Source organism: Pseudomonas sp. P4_B4, from assembly GCF_056402255.1.
This window is the reverse complement of record NZ_JBFUHS010000002.1, coordinates 333,151-354,168: the sequence shown is the minus strand read 5'-3', so window position 1 is coordinate 354,168 and position 21,018 is coordinate 333,151. Positions and strand designations below refer to the sequence as shown.

Sequence of the window (21,018 nt, the reverse complement as noted above, 5' to 3'; positions counted from 1 at the left end):
GGCCTAAACTGCGCAATCGGACCTACAGGAGTGAGCAAGATGAGCCGTATCGAAACCGACAGCCTCGGCCAGGTTGAAGTCCCGGATGAAGCCTATTGGGGCGCTCAGACGCAACGCTCGCTGATCAACTTCGCCATCGGCAACGAACGCATGCCGCTGGCCGTATTGCATGCCCTGGCGCTGATCAAGAAAGCCGCGGCACGGGTCAATGATCGCAACGGCGACGTGCCCGCCGATATCGCCCGTCTGATCGAACAGGCGGCCGACGAAGTGCTCGCCGGCGACCACGACGATCAGTTTCCGTTGGTGGTCTGGCAAACCGGCAGCGGCACCCAGAGCAACATGAACGTCAACGAAGTGATCGCCGGGCGCGCCAATGAGCTGGCCGGCAACCCCCGTGGCGGCAAGTCCCCGGTGCACCCCAACGATCACGTCAATCGCTCCCAGAGCTCCAACGATTGCTTCCCCACCGCCATGCACATCGCGGCCGTCCAGGCGGTGCAACAGCACTTGCTGCCGGCGATCAGCGAACTGTCCGGCGGGCTGGCCGAGCTGGCCGCCCGCAATATGAAACTGGTCAAGACCGGCCGAACCCACATGATGGATGCGACACCGATCAGCTTCGGTCAGGAAATCTCGGCCTTCATTGCGCAACTCGATTACGCCGAGCGGGCGATCCGCAGCGCACTGCCCGCGGTCTGCGAGCTGGCCCAGGGCGGAACGGCCGTCGGCACCGGGCTGAACTCACCCCACGGCTTCGGTGAGGCCATCGCCGCGGAATTGGCCGCCCTCTCCGGATTGCCGTTTATCACCGCGCCGAACAAGTTCGCCGCGCTGGCCGGACATGAACCGCTGACCACGCTGTCCGGCGCGCTGAAAACCCTCGCGGTGACGCTGATGAAAGTCGCCAACGATCTGCGCCTGCTGGGTTCCGGCCCGCGCGCCGGCTTCGCCGAAGTCAGGCTGCCGGCCAATGAGCCGGGCAGTTCCATCATGCCGGGCAAGGTCAACCCGACCCAGTGCGAAGCGCTGTCGATGCTGGCCTGCCAGGTGTTGGGCAATGACGTCGCCATCGGCTTTGCCGCCAGTCAGGGCCACTTGCAGTTGAACGTGTTCAAACCGGTGATCATCCATAACCTGCTGCAATCGATCCGTTTGCTGGCTGATGGCTGCAGCAACTTCCAGCAGCACTGCGTGGCCGGTCTGGAGCCGGATGCGGAAAAAATGGCTGAACACCTGGAGCGTGGCTTGATGCTGGTGACGGCGCTCAACCCGCACATTGGCTATGACAAATCGGCGGAGATCGCCAAGAAGGCCTACAGCGAAGGACTGACCTTGCGCGAGGCGGCGTTGCAGCTCGGGTATCTGACTGACGAAGAGTTCGATGCGTGGGTGAGGCCGGAAAATATGCTGGAGGCTGGGGCCAAGGGCTGAATCTTTAGCGCCTGATAGTCCGTCTTCGCGGGCAAGCCACGCTCCCACAGGTTTTGCGTCGTCCACAAAGTTGATGAACGACTCGAAACCTGTGGGAGCGTGGCTTGCCCGCGATGAACGATGACGCGGTCTAACTGGCTGCCATTCGCACCTTCCGCGCCTTCAATCCGGCAATCAACGATGGCCCCAACGCCACCAGCGCCGACCCCAGCACCACCAGCACCGCGCCGCCATATCCCAGACCATTGATCGTCTCGGCATGCACATAGTCGGGCCACAGCCACGCAGCCATGGCAACCGCGGCAAAAGTCACCAACGGCGTAATGGCCAGCGTCGCACTGACCCGGGAAGCTTCCCAATGGGCCAGGGCCTCGGCAAACGCGCCATAGGCAATCAGGGTATTCAGACAGCACGCCAGCAGCAACCAACCCTGCAACGGGTTCAATTGCAACGCTTCGAGCGGATGCACCCACGGCGTCAACAGCGCCGCGCAAAACAGGTAGATCACCATCATCACCTGCAGCGAATTCCACACCGTCAGCAATTGCTTCTGCCCCAGGGCATAGAAGGTCCAGACCGTGGACGCCAACAGCACCAGCAGCACGCCGGCGGTGTAGTCGGTCAGCGACGTGAGCAACTCACTCAAGCGCTGGTTGAAAAACAGCGCAAAGCCGATCAGCAGCACCAGCAGGCCAATCCCCTGCCCCAGGCTGAAACGTTCCTTGAACACAAAAAGACTGGCGATCAGCAGCATGATCGGGCCCATCTGCACCACCAGTTGCGCGGTGCCGGGGCTGAGCAGGTTCAGGCCCATCAGATACAACACATAGTTACCGACCAGGCCGAGCACCGCCATCAGCACCAGCCAGCCGCCACGAGGTCCGAGCACTTTGCGGCTGGGCAGGCGCCTGGTGGCTGCCAGGTAAATGAACAGGCAGCCGCCGGATACCAGCAGGCGAAACCAGGTCACCGTCACCGGGTCCATCACCAGCAACACTTGCTTGAGTTTGATCGGCAGGATTCCCCACAACAGCGCGGTCAACAAGGCCAGGAACAGACCGTAACCCCAGCGACCCGATGAAATGTGCATGTGAACCCCAACGCCAACTGACAGGAGTCGTCATTCTAGGCTCGCAGCGGTGGCGTACACAGGCACAGTTTCGGTCTGGCCGCGAATGAAACTGTGCAGGTCGTAATCTTCAGGTGATGTTTTTTGACCGTGGTGCCCCCATCGCGAGCAGGCTCGCGATGGCTGTCTAACTGACAACGAGAAATATGGAGGCTTAACGCACCGTTTCAAACAACCCGGTTGCCCCCATCCCGCCACCCACGCACATGGTGACGATGCCGTACCGCAGATTGCGTCGCTGCAATTCACGAACCAGATGCCCGACCTGGCGCGAGCCGGTCATGCCGAACGGGTGACCAATGGAAATCGAACCACCGTTGACGTTGTAGCGGGCGTTGTCGATTTCCAGGCGGTTGCGGCTGTACAGGCACTGTGAGGCAAATGCTTCGTTGAGTTCCCACAGGTCGATGTCGTCAATCCGCAAGCCTTTGGCCTTGAGCAGTTTCGGTACCGAAAACACCGGACCGATACCCATTTCGTCCGGTGCGCAACCGGCCACGGTAAAGCCGCGGAAGAACGCTTTCGGCTTGAGCCCCAGTCCCAGTGCTTTCTCCAGGCTCATCACCAGGGTCATGGACGCGCCGTCAGACAGCTGCGACGAGTTGCCCGCCGTGACCGAGCCATCTTCGGCGAACACCGGTTTCAACCCGGCCAGGCTTTCCAGGGTGGTGTCCGGGCGGTTGCAGTCATCGCGGTCGACGATGCCGTCGAGGATCTGTGCTTGACCTGTGGCCTTGTCTTCGACGCGGTACTTCACCGCCATCGGCACGATTTCATCGGTGAACAGCCCGGCGGCCTGAGCCTCTGCGGTACGCTGCTGGCTCTGCAGCGCGTACAGGTCCTGCTCTTGGCGGCTGACGCCGTACCGACGCGCGACGATTTCAGCAGTCTGGCCCATCGGGAAGTAGATGCCCGGCACCTGTTCCTTGAGCAGCGGGTTGATCAGATTGTCGGTATTGACGCTCTTCATGGTCAGGCTGATGGACTCGACGCCGCCGGCGACGATGATGTCGCTGCAACCCGAAGCGATCTGGTTGGCGGCAATGGCGATCGCCTGCAAGCCCGAGGAACAGAACCGGTTGAGGGTCATGCCGGCCGTGCCGATGCCCAGGCGCGACAGCACCGCGACATTGCGACCGATATTGAAACCCTGGGCGCCTTCGTTGGAGCCGGCGCCAACGATGCAGTCCTCGACGCTCGCCGGATCGATACCGGAGCGCGCCAACAGTGCATCGACACAGTGTGCCGCCATGTCGTCCGGGCGGGTCATGTTGAATTTACCGCGAAAGGATTTGGCCAGGCCGGTCCGCACGCTGTCGACGATCACCACTTCACGCATGGCATACCTCATTGTTGTTATCGGTTGAGAGTGGACCGAGCATAAGTCCAGCTCTTCACCGACCGCGACAATTATTCACCTCGCGTATGCGTAACCATCGCTTCAATCCTTGTCCTTACGCTTCTTGTGCTCTTGTCGGTCGGATGTTTCGAAAGCCTCTTCCAGTGCCCGGTTGATGGTGCGCAGCACCTTGACCCGTGCCCAGCGCTTGTCGTTGGCTTCCACCAGAGTCCATGGCGCAATCTCGGTGCTGGTACGGTCGACCATGTCACCGACCGCCGCGCGATAGTCATCCCATTTTTCACGGTTGCACCAGTCATCTTCAGTGATCTTGAAGCGCTTGAAGGGAATCTTTTCGCGCTCCTCGAAGCGCTCCAGTTGCGTCTGTTTGTCGATGGACAGCCAGAACTTGACCACGATCACACCGGCGTCGGTGAGCTGTTCCTCGAAATCGTTGATCTCGCTGTAGGCGCGCAGCCAGTCTGCCGGGCTGCAAAAACCTTCGATGCGCTCCACCAACACCCGGCCATACCAGGAACGGTCGAACACGGTGAACTTGCCCCGGGCCGGCAGGTGCCGCCAGAAGCGCCACAGATACGGTTGCGCCCGTTCTTCTTCGGTGGGCGCGGCAATCGGCACGATGCTGTACTGGCGCGGATCAAGTGCTGCCGCGACCCGGCGGATCGCCCCGCCCTTGCCGGCTGCGTCGTTGCCCTCGAACACCGCCACCAGCGCGTGGCGGCGCATGCGTTTGTCACGCATCAACCCGGAAAACCGCGCCTGCTCGGTGATCAGCTGTTCTTCGTAATCTTCCTTGTCCAAGTGCAGGGTCAGGTCCAGGCTGTCGAGCAGGTTCACTTGATCGACACTGGGGAACACTGGCGCGGCGCTGACCTTTTCCGGATGGATCGTCGGTCGCTGCAATGCGCCCTGCAGGCCCGCCAGTAGAATCCGCCCCACGGCCAGGCTCCGATAATGGGCATCCGCCCCGGCGATCACATGCCAGGGTGCATAGTCGCGGCTGGTGCGGCGCAGCACCCGCTCGCCATACTTCACGAACCTGTCGTACGTTTCCGACTGCTGCCAGTCCAGCGGGCTGATGCGCCAGCTGTGCAGCGGGTCGTCGGCCAGCGCCTTGAGGCGTGCCTTCATTTGCTTCTTGGAGAGGTGAAACCAGAACTTGAAGATCAGCGCACCTTCATCGCACAGCATCTTTTCCAGGCGCTCGGCGGCATTGATCGCCTGGTCCAGACGCGGATCCTTGAACTCGCCATGGACCCGTCCCTGCAGCATCTGGCTGTACCAGTTGCCGAAGAAAATCCCCATGCGCCCCTTGGCCGGGAGCATCCGCCAGTACCGCCAGGCCGGCGGCCGCGCCAGCTCTTCGTCGGTTTGCTGGTCGAACGTGCGGACCTCGATCAAGCGCGGGTCCATCCACTCGTTGAGCACCTTGATCGTCTCGCCCTTGCCAGCACCTTCGATGCCATTGATCAAAATGATCACCGGAAAGCGGCGTTGCTGCTGCAATTCGAATTGCGCTTCGAGCAACGCTTCGCGCAGGGCCGGGACTTCGGCGTCGTAGGTTTCTTTGTCGATGGCGTGATCGATTTCGGCGGATTCAAACATGAGCGGCTCCCTTCCAGATGTGAGCAAGACTAGCGGATTGAACTGAAGGCCAGCAGAGATTCTCCCGGTCTCGGCCAATGCATACCTTGCCACGGATCAAGCACCGCCCCCGTGATCGGCTAGAATGGCGGCCTTGCCGTTGCCGAGCCTGCCATGAAACCTGTATTGCCCCACGCCCAGCTCGACTGGGACGACCAAGGTCGCCCGTATTCGCGAGTGTTCGACGATGTGTATTTCTCCGACCAGTCGGGCCTGGACGAAACCCGCTATGTCTTTATTGAGCAGAACCGCTTGGCGGAACGCTTTGCGGCCTTGCCCGAGGGCGGACGGCTGGTCATCGGGGAAACGGGGTTCGGCACCGGGCTGAATTTTCTGTGTGCCTGGCAGGTGTTCGAGCAACACGCCGCGGCCGGTGCGCGGCTGCATTTTGTCAGCGTCGAGAAGTACCCGTTGAGCCCGGCCGACCTGCAACGAGCCCTGGCGCTGTGGCCGGAACTCAAGGTGTTTGCCGATCAACTGCTTGAGCAGTACGTGGCCATCCATCAGGGCTTTCAGCGCCTGACGCTGGACCACGGCCGCGTGACCCTGACGCTGCTGATCGGCGATGCACTGGAGCAACTGCCGCAACTCGATGCCCGAATCGACGCCTGGTTCCTCGACGGTTTCGCCCCGGCGAAGAACCCCGACATGTGGACCGCCGAACTGTTTGCCGAGCTGGCTCGCCTGGCCGCTCCCGGTGCATCCATCAGCACCTTCACCAGCACCGGCTGGGTGCGGCGCCTGCTCAACGCCGCCGGCTTCAAGATGAAACGCACCCCCGGCATCGGCCACAAATGGGAGATCCTGCGCGGCGAGTTCCTCGGCTGGCCCCAGGAAACGCCGGCCCCGGCCCTGGATAAACCCTGGTTTGCCCGCCCGACCCCGTTGACCGGCGAGCGCCAGGCACTGGTGATCGGTGCCGGCCTGGCCGGTTGTGCCAGCGCCGCCAGCCTCGCCGCGCGGGGCTGGCAAGTGACAGTGCTGGAGCGCCACGACGACATCGCCCAGGAAGCCTCGGGCAACCCGCAGGGCGTGCTCTACCTGAAGTTATCTGCCCATGGCACGGCGCTGTCGCAAATGATCGTCAGCGGATTCGGCTACACCCGACGCCTGCTCGAACACTTGCAACGGGGCCGCGACTGGGACGATTGCGGCGTGTTGCAACTGGCCTTCAATGCCAAGGAAGCCGAACGCCAGGTGCAATTGGCCGCGGCGTTTCCAGCGGACCTGTTGCACCTGCTGGATCAACCCGAGGCACAGGCCGTGGCCGGTATCGGGCTGGCACAGGGGGGCCTGTTCTATCCCGAAGGCGGCTGGGTCCACCCACCGGCGCTGTGCCAGTGGCAGGCTGCGCATCCACAGATTCAATTGCTCACCCATCACGATGCGCTGGAACTGCGCAAGGTTGAAGGCCGTTGGCAAGCCTGGGACGGCGAGCGATTGCTTGCCGACGCCCCCGTGGTGGTGCTCGCCGGCGCAGCCGAAATCCAGCGTTTCCCCGAGAGCGCCGAGTTGCCGCTCAAACGCATTCGCGGGCAAATCACCCGCCTGGCGCAAACCCCGCAAAGCCAGGCCCTGAGCACCGTGGTGTGTGCCGAAGGCTATGTCGCCCCCGCCCGTTTGGGCGAACACACCCTGGGGGCCAGTTTCGATTTCAAGAGCGATGACCTGACGCCGACCACGGCAGAACACCTGGGCAACCTGGCCATGCTCGAAGAGATTTCCCACGATCTGGTCGAGCGGCTGGAGATCGAACACCTCGACCCCGAGCATCTCCAGGGTCGCGCTGCATTTCGCTGCACCAGCCCCGACTACTTGCCAATCGTCGGCCCATTGGCCGACACCCAGGCATTCACTCAGGCGTATGCGGCGCTGGGTAAGGATGCCCGGCAGGTGCCGGACGTCGAATGCCCATGGCTTGACGGTTTGTACGTCAACAGCGGCCACGGCTCTCGCGGTCTGATCACCGCGCCGCTGTCCGGTGAACTGCTGGCGGCGTGGCTGGACAACGAACCCCTGCCGTTGCCCAGAAGCGTGGCCGAAGCCTGTCACCCCAACCGGTTTGCCCTGCGGCGCCTGATCCGGGGCAAGTAGTCGATACAGCAGTCGAAGTTGCTCTCACAAGGGCATTCGGCCGCGGTCAGTCGCGCATATAACTCATCGATCTAAAACTCCCCTTACCGAGGAGGGTCACTTTCTGAGTACCCGCCGTTTGGGCGCGGTATCGATCGACCCTCCCCAACGGAAAAACCGGTAAGGAATTTATGTGCGGATTAGCTGGCGAGTTACGTTTTGATCATCAACCTGCAGACCTTGCAGCCATTGAACGAATCACCCATCACCTGGCCCCCCGCGGCCCCGACGCCTGGGGCTTTCATAGCCAGGGGCCGGTTGCCCTGGGCCATCGGCGCCTGAAAATCATGGACCTGTCGGACGGCTCGGCGCAGCCGATGATCGACCCGCAACTGGGCTTGTCCCTGGCCTTCAACGGGGCGATCTACAACTTTCCGGAACTGCGCGCGGAACTTGAAAACCTGGGTTACGCCTTCTATTCCGGTGGTGATACCGAAGTGTTGCTCAAGGGCTATCACGCCTGGGGCGAAGCGCTGCTGCCAAAACTCAACGGCATGTTTGCCTTCGCCGTTTGGGAGCGCGATGCCCAACGCCTGTTCATCGCCCGCGACCGACTCGGCGTGAAACCGCTGTACCTGTCGCGCACCGGCCAGCGCCTGCGCTTTGCCTCGGCGCTGCCGGCATTGCTCAAGGGCGGCGACATCAATCCGCTCCTCGATCCGGTGGCGCTCAATCAATATCTGAATTTCCACTCCGTGGTCCCGGCACCGCGCACCTTGCTGGCGGGCATTGAAAAACTGCCGCCGGCCACCTGGATGCGCATCGAAGCCGATGGCCGCACCGAGCAGAAAACCTGGTGGACCCTGCCCTACGGCCCTCACCCCGATGAAACGGATCTGACCCTCGAAGACTGGCGCGACCGTGTGCTCGACAGCACCCGCGAAGCGGTCGCCATCCGCCAACGCGCGGCAGTGGATGTCGGCGTGCTGTTGTCCGGTGGCGTCGATTCAAGCCTGCTGGTGGGCCTGTTGCGGGAAGTCGGCGTGGACAACCTGTCGACCTTCTCCATCGGCTTCCAGGATGCCGGCGGCGAGCGTGGGGACGAGTTTCAATACTCCGACCTGATCGCCCGACACTACGGCACGCAGCACCATCAACTGCGTATCGATGAAAAAGAGATCATCGAACAACTGCCCGCCGCGTTCCGCGCCATGAGCGAACCGATGGTCAGCCATGACTGCATCGCCTTCTACCTATTGTCCCGGGAAGTGGCCAAACACTGCAAAGTCGTCCAAAGCGGCCAGGGCGCCGACGAACTGTTCGCCGGTTACCACTGGTATCCGCAAGTGGACGGCGCGAGCGATCCGTATACCGCGTACCGCGAAGCGTTTTTCGACCGCAGTTACGACGACTACGCCGCCACCGTGCAACCGAAATGGCTGACTGCGAATGACGCCGCCGGTGACTTCGTCAAAGCCCATTTCGCCCAGCCCGGTGCCGATGCGACGGTGGACAAGGCCCTGCGTCTGGACAGCACGGTGATGCTGGTGGACGACCCGGTCAAACGCGTCGACAACATGACCATGGCCTGGGGCCTGGAAGCGCGCACGCCGTTTCTCGACTACCGCCTGGTGGAGCTGTCGGCACGGATTCCGGGGCGTTTCAAACTGCCGGACGGCGGCAAGCAAGTCTTGAAAGAAGCTGCGCGACAAGTGATTCCCAGTGAAGTGATCGACCGCAAGAAAGGTTACTTCCCGGTGCCGGGCCTCAAGCATTTGCAGGGCGATACGCTGGAATGGGTGCGCGAGCTGCTGCTCGATCCCAGCCAGGATCGCGGCCTGTTCAACCCCGCGATGCTCGACCGTCTGCTGACTGATCCACAGGGGCAATTGACGCCGTTGCGCGGCTCCAAGCTGTGGCAACTGGCGGCCCTCAACCTGTGGCTCAACGAACAAGGAATCTGACCGATGAAACCTCACGCCACGGCTTTCAGCCAACGCCTGTTGCGCGGCCAGTCGCCTTCCTACGAACGCTTGCAGGCACGTCTGGCCGAGGATGGCAGTGAACTCGGCGGGGCGCCGATTGCCGTGCATTGCGGCTGGGGCCGCTTGCTGATCGGCCATACCTTTGCCGATGCCGCGAGCCTCGCAGGCGAGTTGCTCAACGAGCAGCCCGGCGAGCGGGACATTGCCCTGTACGTCGCCGCACCCCAGCAAGTACTGGGGCTTGAGCCGACGCAGCTGTTCCTCGACCCGTCCGATACCTTGCGCCTGTGGTTCAGCGACTACCGTCAGGCGACCCGGGTATTTCGTGGTTTTCGCATTCGACGCGCGCAAAGCGATACCGACTGGCAGGCGATCAATCAGCTGTACCAGGCCCGCGGCATGCTGCCGATCGATGCCACCCTGCTCACTCCGCGTCATCTGGGCGGCCCGGTGTACTGGCTGGCCGAAGACGAGGACAGCGGCGCGGTCATCGGCAGCGTCATGGGCCTCAACCACCACAAGGCCTTCAACGACCCGGAAAACGGCAGCAGCCTGTGGTGCCTGGCGGTCGACCCGCATTGTGCGCGGCCGGGTGTCGGTGAAGTGCTGGTGCGGCATTTGATCGAACACTTCATGAGTCGCGGGCTCGCCTGCCTCGACCTGTCGGTACTGCACGACAACCGCCAGGCGAAAAGCCTCTACGCCAAGCTCGGTTTTCGCAACCTGACGACCTTCGCCATCAAGCGCAAGAACGGCATCAATCAGCCGCTGTTTCTCGGGCCCGGCCCGGAAGCCGCGTTCAACCCCTACGCACGGATCATTGTCGAGGAAGCACACCGTCGTGGCATCGATGTGCACGTCGATGACGCCGACGCCGGGATGTTCACCCTCAGCCATGGCGGGCGCCGGGTACGCTGCCGTGAATCCCTGAGCGACCTGACCAGCGCCGTCAGCATGACCCTGTGCCAGGACAAAAGCCTGACCCACAAAGTCCTCAAGGCTGCCGGGTTGAAACTGCCGGCGCAGCAACTGGCGGGTAACGCCGATGACAATCTGGCGTTCCTCGATGAACACCAACGCGTGGTGGTCAAGCCACTGGATGGTGAACAGGGCCAAGGGGTGGCGGTGGATTTGCGCACCATCGAGGAGGTGCAGCAAGCCATAGAAGCCGCTCGCCACTTCGACAGCCGCGTGCTGCTGGAAAGTTTCCACGAGGGCCTGGACCTGCGCATTGTGGTGATCGGTTTTGAAGTGGTCGCCGCCGCCATTCGCCGGCCGGCCGAAGTGGTCGGCGACGGCCAGCACTCCATCGGTGCATTGATCGAAGCCCAGAGCCGGCGGCGACAAGCGGCCACGGATGGCGAAAGCAAGATCCCGCAGGACCAGGAAACCCAGCGCACCTTGCGTGCCGCCGGTTACGAATACAGCAGCATTCTGCCGGCCGGCGAACACCTGTTCGTACGGCGCACGGCGAACCTTCATACCGGCGGCGTGCTTGAAGACGTCACGGCGATCCTGCATCCGACGCTGGTGGACGCCGCCATCCGCGCGGCCCGAGCCCTGGACATTCCCATGGTCGGCCTCGACCTGATGGTGTCCGCCGCTGACCAGCCGAACTATGTGTTTATCGAAGCCAACGAACGGGCCGGGCTGGCCAACCACGAACCGCAGCCCACGGCGGAGCGGTTTGTGGATTTGTTGTTTCCGTACAGTCAGCCGGTGGTCTCTTAGTGATGCGTTGTCTGGACTGATGCCATCGCGAGCAGGCTCGCTCCCACCTTTGATCGCGTTCCCCCTGTAGGAGCGAGCCTGCTCGCGAAGGCGGCCGTACAGGCGAAAACCAATCAGGAGTTTCCATGACCAGCAAAATCCCCGAGCCGGACCTCGGTTACCTGCAAAAAGTCCTGCTGGAAATGCTCGCCATTCCCAGCCCCACCGGGTTCACCGACACCATCGTGCGCTACGTCGCCGAACGCCTTGAAGAACTCGGTATTCCCTTCGAGCTGACCCGTCGCGGCACCATCCGCGCCACGCTCAAGGGCAAGAAAAACAGCCCCGACCGCGCCGTTTCCGCCCACCTGGACACCATCGGTGCGGCGGTGCGTGCAGTGAAGGACAACGGCCGCCTGAGCCTCGCGCCCGTCGGCTGCTGGTCCAGCCGTTTTGCCGAAGGCAGCCGGGTCAGCCTGTTTACCGACAATGGCGTGATCCGCGGCAGCGTCCTGCCGCTGATGGCTTCCGGGCACGCGTTCAATACCGCCGTGGATGAAATGCCGATCAGTTGGGATCACATCGAATTGCGCCTGGACGCTTACTGCGCCACCCGTGCCGACTGCGAATCGCTGGGCATCAGCGTCGGCGATTTCGTCGCCTTCGACCCATTGCCGGAGTTCACCGAAAGCGGCCACATCAGCGCCCGTCACCTCGACGACAAGGCCGGGGTGGCCGCGCTGCTGGCGGCGCTCAAAGCCATCGTCGACAGTGGCGAAGAGCTGATGATCGACTGCCATCCACTGTTCACCATCACCGAGGAAACCGGCAGCGGCGCCGCGGCGGCGTTGCCCTGGGACGTCAGTGAATTCGTCGGCATCGACATCGCACCGGTGGCGCCCGGCCAACACTCCAGCGAGCACGCGGTGAGCATCGCGATGCAGGATTCAGGCGGGCCGTATGACTATCACCTGTCGCGCCACCTTCTGCGCCTGGCCAGCGACAACGAGTTGCCGGCACGCCGCGACCTGTTCCGCTACTACTTCAGCGACGCCCATTCGGCGGTCACCGCCGGCCACGACATTCGCACCGCCCTGCTTGCCTTCGGCTGCGACGCCACCCACGGTTACGAGCGCACCCACATCGACAGCCTCGCCGCCCTGAGCCGCCTGCTCGGTGCATACATCCTCAGCCCACCCGTGTTTGCAAGCGATGCACAGCCGGCCAAGGGCTCACTGGACCGCTTCAGCCATCAGCTTGAACACGACACACAGATGGAAAGCGATACGCGGGTGCCGTCGGTGGACAGCCTGGTGGGGCAGCGGTCGGAGAGTTGAGTTGAAACGCTGAGATATTCGGTGTCTGACACATTGCCTTCGCGAGCAAGCCCGCTCCCACATTCGACCGCATTTTCATGGAGTAACTCGGTCAACTGTGGGAGCGGGCTTGCTCGCGAAGGCGTCAGACTAGACAACATAAGACCCCGGGCTGGCTGTCCTCGCCCAATCGCCGTAGCATCGCGCCATTGATCCAACCGAGGTGCCTATGCTGATCCCCCACGACCAACTTCAAGTCGACACCCTCACTCGCCTGATCGAGGACTTCGTGACCCGCGACGGCACGGACAATGGTGACGACACACCACTGGAAACCCGCGTCCTGCGCGTGCGCCAGGCCTTGACCAAGGGCCAGGCACTGATTGTCTTCGATCCGGAAAGCGAGCAATGCCAGTTAATGCTCAAGCACGACGTGCCCAAGCACCTGTTTGACTGAGGCCTTCAGCGCTCCTTGGTTTTCGCCAGTTTGTTCTGGATGCGTTCGTAGATTTCGCAGCGGTGCACATTGACGTCCTGAGGCGCTTCAACGCCAAAGCGCACGTTGCTTCCGTTGATCGCGAGAACACGCACGGTAATGTTGTCACCGATGGAAATGGTTTCGCCCACAATGCGAGTGAGTACGAGCATGAGGAGTGTCCTTCAGGGGTTACTGGCCCTTGAAGATGCCCGGCCCGCCGCACGCCTACAATGCTCCGACAGCAAACCAGACCGGACTGACAGCCCCTGACGCGCCACGCTTACGGAAAGGTCTGACAAGCCGGTTGATTGTAGGGCCGATCTGTCAGGACGCGGAGAATCGCGGCCCGAACAGGATGATGCTCGCGCCGATCACACACAGCGCCACGCCGAGCCAGTCCGAACCCAGCGGACGAATCCGCTCGACCACGGCCAACCAGCCGATTGAGGCAATGATGTAGATGCCACCGTAAGCGGCGTAGGCACGGCCGGCGTAGGTGGCTTCGATACGGGTCAGCAGCAGGGCGAACAGGGTCAGGCTGAGGAGCGCCGGCACCACCCACCACATGCTTTTGCCTTGGCGCAGCCACATCCAGAAGGCAAAGCAACCGGCAATTTCGAACAGCGCGGCGAGGAAAAACCACAGGTAATTGAGCATGCAAGCGTCTCGCGAGGATGGCCGATGGCGGCCACCCTAACCACAGCGTCGCCTGCGGGCAAGATCAGCTTGCCGATTGCCTGGCCTTGGCGCGCATTTTGTCGGCCATGATGGTCATTTCGTTGTAGAGCAATTGCGGGGTCTTCTGCTTGATCGCCCAGGCCATGCGGCCCTGTTCGTGGGGCAGGATCATGAACTCGCCAGCGGCGACCTGCCGGTAGATGTAGTCGGCGATGTCGGCGGCGCTGATGGGCGAGCTTTCCAGCAACTTGCCGACCTGGGCTTTCATGGCCGGAGTCGGGCCGCGGAAGGAGTCCAGCAGGTTGGTCTGGAAGAACGACGGGCACACCACATGCACCCCAACTTCCTGATGCGCCAGCTCGATCAGCAGGCTTTCGGACAACGCCACCACGCCCGCCTTGGCCACGTTGTAGTTGCTCATCGCCGGGCCTTGCATCAGCGCGGCCATGGACGCGATATTGATGATCTTGCCTTTGCTTTTTTCCAGCAACGGCAGGAAAGCCTTGCAACCCTTGACCACGCCCATCAGGTTGATCGCGATCTGCCAGTCCCAGTCCTCCAGGGACAACTCACTGAAGAACCCGCCAGACGCCACGCCCGCGTTATTGACGATGACATCGATGCCGCCGAGCTTGACTTCGCAGGCCTGGGCGAACGCCGTCAACTGGCTGTAATCGCGTACGTCGCAGCGCTGGATAAAACCGTCGCCGCCCGCTTCGCGGACCAGCTTGAGGGTTTCCTGCAACCCGGGCTCGCTGACGTCCGACAAAGCCAGTTGCCAGCCTTCACGCGCCCAGCGCAGCGCGATTTCGCGACCCAGGCCCGAGCCTGCACCAGTGATCATCATGCGATTTTGCATAGCAAACAGCCTTGTTGTTCTCGGAAGATGCACCGAGTGTAGCGAAGGAAATTGCCCGACCCACGCTCCATCAGATTGCTGAATGGCCCAAGCAAACCGCGGGAGCGCCTGAAACAACTAAGGCAACAACAATAGAAATAAGAACCTGCTCGAAATACTTGAAAAAACCTGGAGTTTTCCTGCAAGCGCAAGAGTCGGCTTTTTTAAGCAGCTCGAACTTACTTCATTCCCGCTGACCTTGATTGGCAGGGTCAATCCACTGCATTTTCGACAAGGAAATAGACATGGGCACAATACTGATCGTCATTCTGATCCTGTTACTGATCGGTGGTTTGCCGGTCTTCCCGCACTCCAGAAGTTGGGGTTATGGCCCATCCGGAATCCTCGGCGTGGTGTTGGTGGTGATACTGATCCTGTTGTTGCTCGGCAAGATATGAAAGTCTGACAAGCAGATAGAAACCAGCGAAAAAGACGATGCCAGTCAGTCAATCTGACTGGCATCGTTGTTTTGATTCATACGTTAGTGAATATCCCGCTGAGGGGATCGATATTGCCGTCATAAGGCACGCTGGTTCCTGCGGCCTTGGCTACGGTTGCCCAGATACGCTGCATGTCGACGAAATTCTTGCCGATCACCGGGTTCCCCGCGTGGTGCTGACGATCGGCTTGCGACGTAACGTTGAAGTACCGCCCTGAACCGTCCCCGCTTTTTAATAATCCGCTCGCGCCTCCCATTAATAACATCGGCATATCGACCATGTGCTCAGGGGCTCCATCGGCCATCTCGCTGGTGAGTACGACGAGTGTATGTTGGAGCAGATTGTCGCTGGGCACGTGCGGGTCCTGGTACCTGGCCAGTTCATCCATAAACAGTTTGATCTGCTTGACGTACCATTTCCGTGTTCCTCTCCAGGGCTCTTCCCCGGCGTAACGATGTGCACATTCATGGGGATTACTGGTGGAACTGACATCAACGATATTGAGCGACTCCGCCGAGCGCCCGATCTGAAGGGTGGCGACCCGGGTTATCCCGCAACCCAATGCGGTGGCCACCACTTTGTGGTGATCAGCCTGAATGCGGGTGCGGTGCACCGCCGATCTGTAATCCAGGGGCTCGAGTGTCACAGGCTCACATGCCCCCACGGGTGGCCGTGTTTCCTCCAGGTCCTTGATGACCTGCTCCACCGAGTCGAGATGGGTATCAAGCTTTTGCCGTTCTCCGGCAGAAAGTTTGACTCTGAGTTCCTGGATATCCACCAGGGATGCCTCCAGCAGCGCACCGGCCCCAGGCTGTAGTGCGCCCCGAGTCTGAGCGGGTGACTTGAACAACGATTCAACCATCAGCATTGGGTCACGGTAGGGGGTACGAATCGCACTTCCCTGAAACGACACAAACCAGGGCGTTCCATCGATTCCGGCGTGGGGACCGGCAAACAGACTTCGGTGGGACGGCTCAGTGCCCGGCAGCGCTTGCCCCAGCAACACGTCAATAGACGATTGACTCTGTGCGCTATCACGCAATACCCAGTTCCAGCCATTATGACCCACGTTCCCCGGCCCCAGAATAATCCCGCGCAGGTACAACGACTGGTTGCGATAGGCGGCCAGCTCTGAACTGACTTCATTCAGCGTAAAGGCCGTGGTATCCGTCCCCTGTGCAGTGGGATGCCACAATCCGCGCCCATCACCAAAACCACCGCCATTGTAGGAGTCCACCGCCAGACCGTCGGGGACCACCGCAAACACGACCTTCAACCTGGCTTGCTCGGATTGCCCCGCCAATGCCATCCGCGCTAATCCGAATTGGGTCAACGGACCAAAGACACTCGCCGCAGCCAGACCCGCAAGAAAGCGTCGACGACTTTTCAAAATGCCCATGATCAGTTCCTCTCGGTCTTGTAGGTGAACGCCTTGGAGGTACCCAGAGTTCGCAACATTTCTGCCAGGGCCCCTGAGGTTTTCAAACCATCGGCAATCGCTTTCACGGTCCCCGAGGTCGAGGCATCAGATTTGGTGCCGAATACAAACCGGAAGTAACTGTCGGCCATGCAGAACTGGGATGCCGGATGGCGTGGAATTATTCGGGCAATATCCCGAACGTCGTTGATATGCTCGGTTCCGGCCGAAGTGATAAACGGACCGGAGGCGTCGATCGGCATAATTTGTGGATATTGATTGTAGTTGTAGGCGTTTTCCACGGTGCGATAACGACCGGCCGCATCGTAGTTCTGCGATGCCGCCCCGGTGTCATTCATGAATTGATGGCATTGCCAGCAACGCCCGTTTGAAGCATGTTCGCCGTTTACCAGCCCCCAGTATTCACGGGTGGTAATTGCCCGGTTTGGAAGCGTAGGGCCTTCAGGCTCGGGCTCCACCGGGGCACCGAATTCACGGCAGAACATCTGCTCACGTACCATGATTCCACGCTTGACCAATGAGGTGCTCACCAAGTCTGACGTGGCAGCTTGAGTCAGCCCCAGATGCAACAACCCTCCCCGTTTTTCGTCCACTACGACCTTTTGCATCGTGCTGCCCGTGACGCCGCTGATTCCATAATGCGCGGCCAGGTCCTGATTCAAATAGGTGTAACCAGGGTTGAACAACTCACTCAGGGTTCCCGAACTCAGTAACATGGTTTTGCTCAGCAAATACTGCTCCTGGGCCATGAGTTCGATCATGTGTTTGCTCAGTCCCGGTTTTTCCTGCACGCCCCGAGCGGTTTTGACGTAGTAGCTGACGAATCGGTTGAACTGCTCGATACCGCGATCCGTTTGCATCATTCGCTCAATCTCTGCAGAGATCTGTTGTGAGGTCCGCAGTTCGTTACGCTGCGCCTTGGCCAGCAGTTCAACATCCGGAGTCGTGCCCTCGAACGCGTAAGAGAGCGCAGTCGCTACCTCGAACGGCGTTAACTCGTACACGTTGTTTGCCAATGCTGTCGCCGTCCCCAGTTCAGAGCGATAGAGAAAGTTCGGCGACATCATTAGAGCGGTGATTAAAGCCGGCGCCCCTTGCTCGTTGAGGATTTTCTGGTAACGCAACCGCTCGGCGTCAGTCACAGGCCGTCGGAACAACTGATAACCCAGGGAGGTAACCAGATCGTTGCCTGTCCGGGAGGTTGCCAGCGCGCTCAACCGCGATGGCGAAACCTTTTCTGCCACCGACAATGCCATGTCGTAAAACAGTTTGACGTCCTCTGCCTGCAGAACGCCCATGTTCGCTTCCCCTGGGTACTTGAAGTCTTTTTCGGACTTGTCGGCCGGCAGTTTATCGGGATTAACTTCGACACCCAGAATGTCCCAGACGGTGACGGCATACTCACTTGGCGTCAGCAATCGCAACTGCCGCGCGCCATAGGATTCGCCCTGATCCAGGTAAGGTTTCCAGACGACGTCGAACAAGTGATTACTGATTTCAGTCGCACAGGTGGTGTCGCAATGCCCTGAAACCGGCATGGTCTTGATTTGTTTGACCAACGCTTCCCGACCCGCCACGCTCCAGAGCAAGGCCTTACTCACGCTGTTGAAGTACTCGACCGAATGGCACTTGGTACAGGCCCCCGCCAAGACCCTTTCGCCCAGGCTCTCGACATGTTGGTAAGTCATGAGTGGTAACTGCCGGTCCTGACTGGACTCATCAATCACCACCAGCTCCAGTTCCGGCTCCGGTTTTTCCTTCGAGTAAAACGGGTAGAAAACCTTGTACTTGCCATAGTCGAGGAGCTGCGTTGTAGTCCCGCCCCATGGAATGTTTATGACCTGTTGCTCAGCATTGCTCCGGGCCTCATTGACCAGGCTGATGTGCCATTGGCCATCGGTGACTGAAGCAGGTTTAGCCGGTGCCTGGATCGCAATCTTGACCTCAAGCTTGATCGGCCGCTCGCGGTAACGCGTGGTGATGGTACGAGTCTTGTTGGTTTCCGATAGCGTGAAGGATGTGTTGCGCACCTCAGGAATCCAGTTTTTCACATCATTGAGCCGCAACTGATACTCACCGTACGCCAGCCCTTTGAGAACCAGCGCGAACTCATTGTTTAACGGATGCCATGACATTTGCACCAGCCGGCTATTGCCATCGGGGGCAATCAGATAACCGCTGATCATCTCGTCTTCCAGGCCGGGGGGTGACAGCATCGGACGCAACGCCAATTCGGTCTGCGGCAACCCGGTTGTGTCATAGCGCACGCGATAGATGACCCCGGCGACATCGTCGCTGATCAACAGGCTGCCATCCGTCAGTTCAAGAAACTCGACGGGGCGCCCAATGCACGAGTTGTCCAGGCAATAGACATCAAACCGATCCGGATCCTGCACAAATCCATTGATCAACGGGATCTGGTTGACCACGCGCGTACCGCCCTGGATGGTCAGCATTTGTATGTCCATGCCTGGACGGGCGGTGGAGCCCGCACCATGCACCGCAACCAGCAAATGTTGGGTATCCGCAGTGGCCGGGTAACCTGACCAGAACTTGACCCCGAGCGGTGCCGTGTTGGTGCCCGACTCAAAAGCTGCCGGCACATAATCAGCGGGGTTGATCTGCTCGAGCGACTTGTCGGACACAATGGCACCGGGCACCAGCGGTGGCTGGATCACACCCGAGTTCAGGTACTCCTCCTGGGTGAATCCGGGCGTGTCCTTGCCAAACCGATAAGGCACGCCGAAATGCAACCCGGGGCCCCGGATAAAGTTGACCTCATCAGGGTTGGGGAAGCCTTGGCGATTATTGTCGCTGAACCATATTTTGCCGTCCTTAGGGTTCCAGTCGAAGCCGACAGAATTACGCACCCCCGTGGCCAGAATCTCGGACGCCCCCGTTTCCAGGGAGTAGCGCAAGACAGCCCCATAACGCTTGTCGGCAGGAATCATGCACAAGTTGCACGGAATGCCGACCGCCGTATAAAGCCACTTGTCTGATGGATCGAGTGGATTGAAGCGCAAGGGGTGTTTCATGTGCCAGATGCGAGTGTTCGAACCGGACGACAGAGGGGGCAAGGGAAACAGGTTGTCATCTGCCGGAAAGTTGAAAACCAGTTCGGGTTTCGGGTCTTTGTAATGATCGTCCGCGTTACGCAAGCGATACAGACCACCCGTGGTCGAGTAATACAGGTCACCGTCGCGATACGCCACGCCGTGAGGCTCTTCCAGACCGCTGGCAATGACATGAATGCCCGTCGGTTTACCCGCTCCATCCAGTGGCAACGCATAGATCATGTCGCCGATTTTTCCGTCATAGACGTACGAAGGGATTGCGCTGGAGCCGACATACAATACGTTCTTGCCCATGGCCATCTGCCTGGGTTGAATAAGCCCCTGGGCAAACAGCTCGATTTTTATCCCCGGCAAACCACTGAGCTTGCTCACATCCACCGGTGGACGATACTTCACCGTCACGGCTTGCTCTGCCCCTTGCGCTGCCTTGAACGTGACAATGCGCGGCGTGTTCAGCGGGATGTATCCATCAGTGCTGTTCATCACCAATTGGTAGTCGCAGGCTTTCAGATTATCGAGGTGGATCGTTTCGTTGGCCTTCGCGCTGATCGAAATCTCTTCGGCCTTGCAGCGCAAAGTCCCGGTGACCATCTGATCAGCGCGAGCGACACCGGGCACCGCCGGTTTCAGGGGTGCTTTGCCGCTAAGAGTGGAAAAGCTCAGCGTCAGGCGATTGCCCTCAAAACCACCGCATTCACCGAGTTCCTTCCACGCGCCTTTCCAGTGGTTGGTTGGAAGGAGTGGCTCATAGGCCGGTTGCCGACACCATTGCCAACTGCCGACACCAAGCGGTGCCTCGTCATCTTTCCAGCATTCAAACTGTTGGCCGGCGTGCTGTACCTGTTGCCCTTGTTCATAGGCCGTGTCCTTCTCGTAAGCGGGTGCGGTACAGGACCGAGGTGAGGGAGCTGACTCTGATGTTCCGGTGAACACCGCTAAAGCGATGACAGCGGCGAGCGCCACCAGACACGCGAGCCACAGCAAACGAAGCACACCGACAGACTTATTCATGAAGCGAGCCTCACTCGTCAGCCAAGTGTTTCAACCCGTCGGACAAATCTGCAGATTCAGTGTCCTGCGGCGAACCACCTGAACCGAAGTGGCAGGCAAAAAAAGAGCCAAAGCCAACCCCGGCGTTTCTATTGGAATGTCTTCCAATGCGGTTCCACTGCATGACCAAGACATGGCACGAAAGCCATAGAGACAGGAACAGACAGACACTCATCCTTGCAACACTGCCCGCTCTCAACGTCGCTGTTGCAAGCGTTGGATCAGGTACCCGAAGCACATGTATGAAATCCCCAAACCCCAAGGGTGTCTACTGTCAGAGTTGACAGGTATTACCCTTGGGTGCGGTACAT

At 60.4% G+C, this 21,018-nt stretch carries 15 protein-coding genes; 7 read left to right on the top strand and 8 right to left on the bottom strand.

What is annotated here, in order from left to right:
• Positions 1-39: 39 nt before the first annotated feature.
• The gene (locus AC1DVE_RS03960) at positions 40-1,434 is read left to right on the top strand and encodes a class II fumarate hydratase (RefSeq protein ID WP_223456215.1); all 1,395 of its coding nucleotides are present in this window, start codon (positions 40-42) and stop codon (positions 1,432-1,434) included.
• Positions 1,435-1,564: 130 nt separating this feature from the next.
• Here AC1DVE_RS03960 and AC1DVE_RS03955 read toward each other — a convergent pair whose 3' ends face one another.
• From AC1DVE_RS03955 to pap, 3 genes are all read right to left on the bottom strand, one after another.
• Positions 1,565-2,524: a DMT family transporter gene (locus AC1DVE_RS03955; protein ID WP_223456214.1), complete on the bottom strand. Its 960-nt coding sequence runs from the start codon at positions 2,522-2,524 to the stop codon at positions 1,565-1,567.
• Between the two features lie 193 nt (positions 2,525-2,717).
• The gene (locus tag AC1DVE_RS03950) at positions 2,718-3,902 is read right to left on the bottom strand and encodes a thiolase family protein (protein WP_223456213.1); all 1,185 of its coding nucleotides are present in this window, start codon (positions 3,900-3,902) and stop codon (positions 2,718-2,720) included.
• A gap of 102 nt (positions 3,903-4,004) precedes the next feature.
• Positions 4,005-5,528, bottom strand: a complete 1,524-nt coding sequence (gene pap / locus AC1DVE_RS03945; RefSeq protein ID WP_477783779.1) for a polyphosphate:AMP phosphotransferase — start codon at positions 5,526-5,528, stop codon at positions 4,005-4,007.
• Between the two features lie 153 nt (positions 5,529-5,681).
• Here pap and mnmC point away from each other — a divergent pair, with 153 nt between their 5' ends.
• The 5 genes from mnmC (at position 5,682) to AC1DVE_RS03920 (ending at position 13,108) form a co-directional block, all read left to right on the top strand.
• Entirely contained in the window at positions 5,682-7,661 is a 1,980-nt protein-coding gene (mnmC, locus tag AC1DVE_RS03940) for a bifunctional tRNA (5-methylaminomethyl-2-thiouridine)(34)-methyltransferase MnmC2/FAD-dependent 5-carboxymethylaminomethyl-2-thiouridine(34) oxidoreductase MnmC1 (protein WP_223456211.1), read from the top strand.
• Positions 7,662-7,831: 170 nt separating this feature from the next.
• The gene (locus AC1DVE_RS03935; protein WP_223543544.1) at positions 7,832-9,604 is read left to right on the top strand and encodes an N-acetylglutaminylglutamine amidotransferase; all 1,773 of its coding nucleotides are present in this window, start codon (positions 7,832-7,834) and stop codon (positions 9,602-9,604) included.
• A 3-nt stretch (positions 9,605-9,607) separates the two neighbouring features.
• Positions 9,608-11,356 carry an N-acetylglutaminylglutamine synthetase gene (ngg, locus tag AC1DVE_RS03930; protein WP_223456209.1) on the top strand — a complete coding sequence of 583 codons (1,749 nt, stop codon included), beginning with the start codon at positions 9,608-9,610 and terminating at the stop codon, positions 11,354-11,356.
• A 125-nt stretch (positions 11,357-11,481) separates the two neighbouring features.
• A complete protein-coding gene (locus tag AC1DVE_RS03925; protein ID WP_223456208.1) occupies positions 11,482-12,672 on the top strand; it encodes an osmoprotectant NAGGN system M42 family peptidase in 1,191 nt (396 codons plus the stop codon).
• 208 nt (positions 12,673-12,880) lie between these two features.
• Positions 12,881-13,108, top strand: a complete 228-nt coding sequence (locus AC1DVE_RS03920) for a YheU family protein (protein WP_056727184.1) — start codon at positions 12,881-12,883, stop codon at positions 13,106-13,108.
• 5 nt (positions 13,109-13,113) lie between these two features.
• Here the strand turns inward: AC1DVE_RS03920 and csrA are convergent, their stop codons facing one another.
• From csrA to AC1DVE_RS03905, 3 genes are all read right to left on the bottom strand, one after another.
• Entirely contained in the window at positions 13,114-13,299 is a 186-nt protein-coding gene (gene csrA, locus AC1DVE_RS03915; protein WP_223456207.1) for a carbon storage regulator CsrA, read from the bottom strand.
• A 154-nt stretch (positions 13,300-13,453) separates the two neighbouring features.
• Positions 13,454-13,786, bottom strand: a complete 333-nt coding sequence (locus tag AC1DVE_RS03910) for a YnfA family protein (protein WP_008004345.1) — start codon at positions 13,784-13,786, stop codon at positions 13,454-13,456.
• A gap of 64 nt (positions 13,787-13,850) precedes the next feature.
• The gene (locus AC1DVE_RS03905) at positions 13,851-14,666 is read right to left on the bottom strand and encodes an SDR family oxidoreductase (RefSeq protein ID WP_223456206.1); all 816 of its coding nucleotides are present in this window, start codon (positions 14,664-14,666) and stop codon (positions 13,851-13,853) included.
• Between the two features lie 278 nt (positions 14,667-14,944).
• On the opposite strand from AC1DVE_RS03905, the gene AC1DVE_RS03900 reads away from it, so the two are divergent.
• On the top strand, positions 14,945-15,103 hold the full coding sequence (locus AC1DVE_RS03900; protein WP_223456302.1) for a DUF3309 family protein: 159 nt from the start codon (positions 14,945-14,947) through the stop codon (positions 15,101-15,103).
• 76 nt (positions 15,104-15,179) lie between these two features.
• On the opposite strand, the gene AC1DVE_RS03895 is transcribed toward AC1DVE_RS03900, so the two are convergent.
• Together AC1DVE_RS03895 and AC1DVE_RS03890 are read right to left on the bottom strand one after the other, a co-directional pair.
• Positions 15,180-16,544, bottom strand: coding sequence for a DUF1552 domain-containing protein (locus tag AC1DVE_RS03895; protein WP_223456205.1), 1,365 nt, complete (start codon positions 16,542-16,544; stop codon positions 15,180-15,182).
• A 2-nt stretch (positions 16,545-16,546) separates the two neighbouring features.
• Positions 16,547-20,668, bottom strand: coding sequence for a DUF1592 domain-containing protein (locus AC1DVE_RS03890; protein WP_223456204.1), 4,122 nt, complete (start codon positions 20,666-20,668; stop codon positions 16,547-16,549).
• Positions 20,669-21,018: the final 350 nt, after the last annotated feature.